Source organism: Anaerofustis stercorihominis, assembly GCF_005844425.1.
Classification (GTDB): Bacteria; Bacillota; Clostridia; order Eubacteriales; family Anaerofustaceae; genus Anaerofustis; species Anaerofustis butyriciformans.
The window spans coordinates 35,666-43,469 of sequence record NZ_SPHL01000015.1 but is presented as its reverse complement, the minus strand read 5'-3'; the positions used below and the strand labels follow the sequence as shown (position 1 = coordinate 43,469).

Sequence of the window (7,804 nt, the reverse complement as noted above, 5' to 3'; positions counted from 1 at the left end):
TTAATAACAATCTTAAAATTGATAATAAATAAAATAGGAAAAGAAGAAATTTATAATATAAAAAGTGATGTTATATTAAAAATATTTAATGATAATCTGTTTATTCATTCAAAGCATTTAGAAACATTAAATACCCTAGAAAACAATTTCCTTTTATCATAAATTATGGTATAATATATATGAGTTATTGTAAAAGGAGGGTGCTTTTATGAATATGAGAATTTATAAATTTATGAAAATTTTTATAAATTCTGCAATTTGACATTTTAGTACCTGAACAAATTGAGTTATTGTAAAACATAAGATATCTTCATTATTGTTCTCCTTTAATTTTAGTACCTGAACAAATTGAGTTATTGTAAAACTTTTTTATTTTCAATAAGGTGATTATGCCTATTTTAGTACCTGAACAAATTGAGTTATTGTAAAACTTTCCAAAAACTCGTTTACCGGAATTGTAGATTTTAGTACCTGAACAAATTGAGTTATTGTAAAACTGAAGCTATAATTAAAAATTTATTAGCACTATTTTAGTACCTGAACAAATTGAGTTATTGTAAAACAAATGTAGGTTTGTTTAACAGAGGAAGCTAATTTTAGTACCTGAACAAATTGAGTTATTGTAAAACCTATAATAGTTCCGTCTTTATCTATTATTATTTTAGTACCTGAACAAATTGAGTTATTGTAAAACTAAAGATTTAATAAAAATACAAAGTTTCCCATTTTAGTACCTGAACAAATTGAGTTATTGTAAAACAATATGAGAAAAATAACGAGGTTGAGTAATATTTTAGTACCTGAACAAATTGAGTTATTGTAAAACCCCTTTCAACCGCTTTTTCTTGTGAGCCTAATTTTAGTACCTGAACAAATTGAGTTATTGTAAAACAATATATTGTTCATCTTTATCCTCGGTTAAATTTTAGTACCTGAACAAATTGAGTTATTGTAAAACAAAAGATGAAAAGTAAATTGAAAATTATATATTTTAGTACCTGAACAAATTGAGTTATTGTAAAACAAAAAGAAGAAAGAGACCCAATATTTGATTATTTTAGTACCTGAACAAATTGAGTTATTGTAAAACGCCATACCTAGAACTAAATACGCTTCAACGATTTTAGTACCTGAACAAATTGAGTTATTGTAAAACTTATTTTCCTTGCACATTTTTTTTACTATGTATTTTAGTACCTGAACAAATTGAGTTATTGTAAAACAATTCTAAACCTAACTTATTCCCGATATTTATTTTAGTACCTGAACAAATTGAGTTATTGTAAAACTCTGCTATATTAAAATAATTCTCATCAAGTATTTTAGTACCTGAACAAATTGAGTTATTGTAAAACCAAAATAATATAGATAATTCATTAGAACAAATTTTAGTACCTGAACAAATTGAGTTATTGTAAAACTAAATACATTATAAATGCAAATCATTTATCATTTTAGTACCTGAACAAATTGAGTTATTGTAAAACAAGTTCCGTCTATTGCTTGCTCAACAGTTTATTTTAGTACCTGAACAAATTGAGTTATTGTAAAACAAAAGTTTTGCTTCGGACATTCCTGATAAAATTTTAGTACCTGAACAAATTGAGTTATTGTAAAACTCATCATCATAATTCTCAAATGCACAATTTATTTTAGTACCTGAACAAATTGAGTTATTGTAAAACTGAAGTAGCTAAATTAATAATGCCAAATAAATTTTAGTACCTGAACAAATTGAGTTATTGTAAAACAAAATTAAGGATTGAGGCAACAGGAACGGTATTTTAGTACCTGAACAAATTGAGTTATTGTAAAACACATTATTACTCCTCCTTGTTATACATATCATTTTAGTACCTGAACAAATTGAGTTATTGTAAAACAATGCACATTTGATACAAATATGAACAGATATTTTAGTACCTGAACAAATTGAGTTATTGTAAAACACTAAACGAGTTACCAATGTTTGCATTTGATTTTAGTACCTGAACAAATTGAGTAAAAAAATAACACACCCCAAAGTGTGTTATTTATTTTGTTTCAAACAAGCTACAATTCCTCCGCATTCTCTGTGATGAGCAACACAATCGCAACATCTTCCGTGGTTATCACAAGGGTATGTACAAGGGCATTCGTCCTTATATTGGTTACTGCAAGGTCTTTCGTCTTTCATGATATTTATCTCCTTTTATTTCTTTATATCATTATAATACTTTTCTATAAAATTCCAAAACTTTTCGCTTTTATTTAGATAACTTAATTCTTCAGAGGTTTTAACTTCTTGAATAAGACCTCTTAATAATTGTTTGGATATATCCATATTATTTTTATAGTTAATTTTTGAAAATAAAATACTGTCATGTTTTAATTCAAATTTCATAGCGGATATAAGCTTTTCCATAAACTCAATAGTTTTATCTACATTTTGTTCATGCACAAAAATCTGCCATTTGCCTATGTATTTATTATATTCCCACATACTAAAAACATCTGCAACTTCTTCCATCTTCCCAGCTATATATTCACTATCTTCAACATTATTTGTTTCAAGCATATTATTTATCATATAAAGTAATAAATTTTGTATTTCGGTAATTTTTATAAACAGTTCTTCTTGAAGCAGTTTTAAAGATTTATCAAACTCTCCTTTTTTAAGATAAAAAGAATTTTTTAACATTTTATTATCAAAACTTTTATCATCTAACTTCAAAATAATTTCTTCAGCTTTATTAAACTCATTATTTTGTATATATTTTGAGCAAACTATTTTTAATGCTTGTTCTCTTATTTCGTCATTATCCCCATCTATTACCCTTTTAAAAAGATTATCAAGCTCTTCTTTATAATAATCCTTATTTGAAGTATAATAAAGCTCTATACCACCTGATAAAACCAACGCAGAATAAAATATCAATTCCTCACTGTTTGGATATTCTTTTATTCTTTCCATTGCAGTATTATAAGCATCAACAAAAGACTCATTCTCCATTTTTGATGTTATGTCATTTAAGATAAAAGCTATTTCATTTTTACTTAAATCGTCCTTAAAAGAAAGCAGAGTATTTGCATCTGTACCTAAAAGTCTGGCAAGAGGTGGTATAAGGGTTATATCAGGGTAAGTGTATCCTTTCTCCCATTTGTTTACGGCAGGAGCACTAACATTTAAATACTTTGCAACTTTTTCCTGAGTAAGTCCTTTTTCAATTCTTTTTTCTTTGATAATATTTCCTATTTTCATTTAATTAATACCTCTAAAACATTTTCTTAATAATATTTTACATAAAATATTAAAGAAATACTATTGAATGAAATTTAACCAAATCAAATTTTTATTAACCACATGTTAATAACATCTTTCAACTTTAACGACTTTACCAAATATCATAATTTTTTCCATATCTTTTCCTACAAAGACTCTTGTTTCATACATTGGATTAAAAGAAATAAGAGAAATAGAGTTTTCCGTCTTTTGCACTTTTTTTATTACGCCTTCTTCACCGTCGATTATTACAACAGCAAGGTCTCCACTGTCCACATCAGATTGAAGCCTTACAAGAGCCAAATCTCCTTCCATAATTTGAGGAGACATACTCTCCCCTCTTACCTTAAGATATTTATATTCTTCTTTGTCATTTATGTTTATAGCCTGAGAAACACCAAGAAATTCATAAGTTGCTATACCGTCTCTTCCTGCAACAACAGTTCCTATTATCTCAACATTCACTATATTGTTTATATCATATAGCTGTGCATTTAATAGATAATCTATGGAAACTTTAAACAAAGAAGCAATTTTTTGTAAAGTGTCAACTGAAGGTATTATCCCCGCACTCTCATACTTTGCAATGGAAGATTTATCAAGGTCAAGTGCCTTTGCCAAATCAACCTGAGTCATATTATTTTTTTTCCTTAACGCTCTAAGTTTTTCACCAAACATTTTTATTTCTCCGTTTATTGTCATTTTTGTTATTAATATTTAAAATATATTTATATTATATTGAATTTCATTCATATTGTAAAGATATTTTTGATTAATATTGAATATTATTCATAAAAATATTGACATTCATTGTTATACATATTAAAATATGAATATAATTCATATTAAACAAAGAAAAAACTGAAAATAAAGAAGAATTGAAAATTAAGGAGTAAAAAAATGAAGAGCAAAAATTATAAAAAGACAGAACATCTTTTAAAAGAATATATTATCTATAATAAAATTTTAGAACTTAGAGAAGAAAAAGAAATTGAAGACAAAGTAGAAAAAATTAATAAAGCAATGGACTGCTTAACAAATCTTGAAAGAAAAATTATAACCGAGTTTTTTATAAATAATAAAAATATGCTTCAAATATCAAGAGAAATACAACTTACAAGAGAATATACTTCAAGAATAAAAACCGCAGCAATAAGAAAAATGGAGCAGGTACTTTTCGGAAGCGGTGCAGCATAAAAAAAGAGCCTAAAGGCTCTTTTTATTTTTTAGGTGGTCTCCAGCTTGATTTTAGAGATACTATTCTGTTAAACACTAATTCATCTTTAGATAATTTAGGATCTACACTAAAATATCCATTTCTCACGAATTGGAATCTATCCCCTGCTTTTGCATTTTTAAGGAATGGTTCAACATAAATTTCTTTTTCGTTTAGCGAATCTTTATTTACCATATCGAGGAAATTATCACTTGAAACTTCTGTATTGAATAAAGGTTCAAGTAACCTTGCTTTTGCTTTAATCGCTGTGCTTCTTTCTACCCAGTGAATCGTACCTTTTACTTTCCTTCCTGTAAATCCACTTCCTGATTTTGTTTCAGGGTCATAAGTACATTTTATTTCAACAACTTCTCCATTTTCGTCTTTAACAACTTCATTGCATTTTACAAAATATGCTCCTCTAAGTCTTACTTCATTACCTGGGAATAATCTAAAATATTTTTTAGGAGGATTTTCCATAAAGTCTTCTCTTTCAATATAAAGCTCTCTGCCAAAAGGAACTTCTCTTTTTTCTCCATTTTCTATATCTTGATTATTTTCCATTTCAAGCATTTCAATTTCGCCTTCAGGATAATTTGTAATTGTAAGTTTTAAAGGATTTAAAACAGCATTTACTCTGTCAGCTTTAAGTTTTAAATCATCTCTTATAAAATGTTCTAACATTCCGCTGTCTACAGTTGAGTTAGACTTGCTGACACCAATTTCCTCACAGAAATTAACTATAGCTTCAGGTGTTACCCCTCTTCTTCTAAAACCTGAAATCGTAGGCATTCTTGGATCATCCCATCCATCAACATATCCTTCATCAACAAGCTGTCTAAGATATCTTTTACTCATAACTTGATTTGTTAAATTAAGTCTTGCAAATTCAATCTGTCTTGGTCTTTTTTCTTTGTAATCATCAAGATTATCAAGTACCCAGTCATATAGCGGTCTATGGTCTTCAAATTCAAGAGAACATAAAGAATGTGTTATTCCTTCAATTGCATCTTCAATAGGATGGGCAAAGTCATACATAGGATAAACGCACCACTTACCTTTAGTATTATGATGCTCTTCATGAACAACTCTATATAAAGCAGGATCCCTCATGTTCATATTTGGACTTGCCATATCTATTTTTGCTCTTAAAACTTTTGAACCTGTTTCATATTTTCCTTCTTTCATTTCCTCAAAAAGCTTTAAGTTTTCGTCTATACTTCTGTTTCTATATGGTGAATCAACTCCGGGAGTATTTAAATTTCCCCTGTTCTTTTTCATTTCTTCATAACTTTGATCATCAACATAAGCAAGCCCTTTTTTAATAAGTTCAACGGCGTAATCATACATCTTATCAAAATAATTAGATGCATGAAGTTCTTTTGCCCACTCAAAACCAAGCCAGCTTATATCTTCCTTTATTGCATTAACATATAAAGTATCTTCCTTTGCAGGATTTGTATCATCAAAACGAAGATTTGTCTTACCGTTGTATTTCTTTGCTGTTAGGAAATTTATACATATTGCTTTTGCATGACCAATATGCAAAAATCCGTTAGGCTCAGGCGGAAAACGTGTATAAATTTCGTCTTTTGCATAAACTCCGTTTTCTATATCTTTATCTATTTCATTGGTTATAAAATTTGTTTTTACATCCCCCACGTTACTTACTCCTTAAACAAAATATCTTAATAATTATAATACAATTTAACAAAAATTTGAAGTTTTTTTTATTTCTTTAAACAAAATGACAAATATATAGTCATATTACACAAATATTTCACATAATTTTTAAAATGTAATAAAATTCTTATTAAAACATTTTCTTTTAAAATTATATGTTTTATTGTGGAAAACTGTGGATAACTTGTTTGTATGTGGATAACTTTTAGTAAAATTCACGTTTTTCCCTTAATTATGCAGTGTTTATTTGTTGATAATTGACTAATCTTCTATAACTAAATCAAAATTTAGTCTGTTCATAACAATAAAAGATGTAATAAATGATATCAATATTTTAGGTGAAATTTTATATATGATTTTTTCCAAAGTTTGATTTTTATAGCTTAAAAAGATAAGTAATGCCAAGATAGTTTTCTTATCAAAATAATCTTTTAAATCATTTTTAGAATTAAAAGGTCCATTTTTAATTAAATCAGTTATTACTTCTTCTTTAGAAATCAATTTATATATTTCTCTTACAACACAGACTCTAAACTCTTCATATGAATAAAGCATTATTGGTTCAACATCTAAAACCTCTGCTGTTATTTCCATTGCAGCCATAAAGAACCTTTCATCTCTAATGGATAAATCTCCATCGTCATAACCATTCTTTGACTTATAATAATCATTAATGTATATTATGCAGTTTCTAACTATTTTATTATTTAAAAATATACCGATAAATCTATCATCTAAAATAAGCCTTGCTATATCCTTTGGTTTCAAAGATATGTCATAATTATTTGTTGGTTTTTTAACATAAAAATGTGAAGATAAAAACTCATCGTTATATAGTTTTACATCAAGATAGCCTTTACTTAAATTATCATTTAATTGTTTTTGGTTAAATATAAATTGTCCGTGAAGACTATGCTTACTGGTAATATTATAAATATTTACATCATCACATACATTTTTCTTTGTTATATCACTTAAAGGAGGATTAATATCAACTTCTATAATATCTTTATATCCTTTATCCGCAAGAGGTTTTCTAGGAAGATTATCATATATTCCTCCGTCAACGTAAATTTCTTCATCAATTTCTTTACGATAAAAAACAGGATAATTTGCACTTGCCAAAATATAATCCGCCATTTTACCTTCTGGTATTTCATCTTTAAAAATTATAACCGGTTCTTTTGTTGTTAAATTAAAAGTTACAAGTCCAAAATCAATATCACTGTTTCTAATTTTCTCTTCATCAAGATTATCTTTTAAAAGAGTTTCAAGCTTTGAAATATCCCTGATTCTGTCTATTACATTACTTTCTTTGTTATAAACAATATCAGGAGTAAGTTCACTCCAAAGTTTCAAAGCCATATCAAAATCATCTTGTGCAATCAATGCTCCGTTTATAGCACCAATACTGGTTCCGCAAACGGCTTTTATTTTTATTCCTTCTTCAATTAAAGCACGCCATACTCCTATTTGGTATGCACCCCTTACTCCACCTCCGCTTAAAGCAAGAGCATATTCTTTATTTATATCAAATTTCATGTCTACACTCCATAAAAGTTTTATTTTATATTTTATCACATTATTTTTTTATTTTTAACAAATATACTTTAATTTAATCTTAATTTAATAATAAAAAACTT

General features: G+C 27.3%; 6 protein-coding genes and 1 CRISPR repeat array. Of the genes, 1 reads left to right on the top strand and 5 read right to left on the bottom strand.

What is annotated here, in order from left to right:
• Positions 1 to 263: 263 nt before the first annotated feature.
• Positions 264 to 2,014: direct repeats of the CRISPR family, unit length 36 nt; unit sequence ATTTTAGTACCTGAACAAATTGAGTTATTGTAAAAC.
• A 15-nt stretch (positions 2,015 to 2,029) separates the two neighbouring features.
• The 3 genes from FGQ49_RS10350 to FGQ49_RS05595 all read right to left on the bottom strand — a co-directional run bounded on the left by FGQ49_RS10350 (position 2,030) and on the right by FGQ49_RS05595 (position 3,940).
• Positions 2,030 to 2,176, bottom strand: a complete 147-nt coding sequence (locus FGQ49_RS10350; protein ID WP_171020606.1) for a hypothetical protein — start codon at positions 2,174 to 2,176, stop codon at positions 2,030 to 2,032.
• 15 nt (positions 2,177 to 2,191) lie between these two features.
• Positions 2,192 to 3,241 carry a helix-turn-helix domain-containing protein gene (locus FGQ49_RS05600; protein ID WP_138268891.1) on the bottom strand — a complete coding sequence of 350 codons (1,050 nt, stop codon included), beginning with the start codon at positions 3,239 to 3,241 and terminating at the stop codon, positions 2,192 to 2,194.
• A 105-nt stretch (positions 3,242 to 3,346) separates the two neighbouring features.
• Positions 3,347 to 3,940: a LexA family protein gene (locus FGQ49_RS05595; RefSeq protein WP_171020605.1), complete on the bottom strand. Its 594-nt coding sequence runs from the start codon at positions 3,938 to 3,940 to the stop codon at positions 3,347 to 3,349.
• Between the two features lie 222 nt (positions 3,941 to 4,162).
• Between FGQ49_RS05595 and FGQ49_RS05590 the strand changes: the two genes are divergently transcribed.
• Positions 4,163 to 4,459 (top strand): sigma factor-like helix-turn-helix DNA-binding protein, encoded by a 297-nt coding sequence (locus FGQ49_RS05590; RefSeq protein ID WP_138268889.1) that lies wholly within the window; start codon positions 4,163 to 4,165, stop codon positions 4,457 to 4,459.
• A gap of 22 nt (positions 4,460 to 4,481) precedes the next feature.
• Here FGQ49_RS05590 and FGQ49_RS05585 read toward each other — a convergent pair whose 3' ends face one another.
• Together FGQ49_RS05585 and FGQ49_RS05580 are read right to left on the bottom strand one after the other, a co-directional pair.
• Positions 4,482 to 6,140 carry a glutamine--tRNA ligase/YqeY domain fusion protein gene (locus FGQ49_RS05585; RefSeq protein ID WP_138268888.1) on the bottom strand — a complete coding sequence of 553 codons (1,659 nt, stop codon included), beginning with the start codon at positions 6,138 to 6,140 and terminating at the stop codon, positions 4,482 to 4,484.
• Between the two features lie 282 nt (positions 6,141 to 6,422).
• Entirely contained in the window at positions 6,423 to 7,703 is a 1,281-nt protein-coding gene (locus FGQ49_RS05580) for a patatin-like phospholipase family protein (protein WP_138268887.1), read from the bottom strand.
• Positions 7,704 to 7,804: the final 101 nt, after the last annotated feature.

Coding starts and splice junctions, on each gene's coding strand:
- FGQ49_RS10350 (WP_171020606.1), bottom strand. CDS start 2,176: ATGAAAGACGAAAGACCTTGCAGTAACCAATATAAGGACGAATGCCCT.
- FGQ49_RS05600 (WP_138268891.1), bottom strand. CDS start 3,241: ATGAAAATAGGAAATATTATCAAAGAAAAAAGAATTGAAAAAGGACTT.
- FGQ49_RS05595 (WP_171020605.1), bottom strand. CDS start 3,940: ATGTTTGGTGAAAAACTTAGAGCGTTAAGGAAAAAAAATAATATGACT.
- FGQ49_RS05590 (WP_138268889.1), top strand. CDS start 4,163: ATGAAGAGCAAAAATTATAAAAAGACAGAACATCTTTTAAAAGAATAT.
- FGQ49_RS05580 (WP_138268887.1), bottom strand. CDS start 7,703: ATGAAATTTGATATAAATAAAGAATATGCTCTTGCTTTAAGCGGAGGT.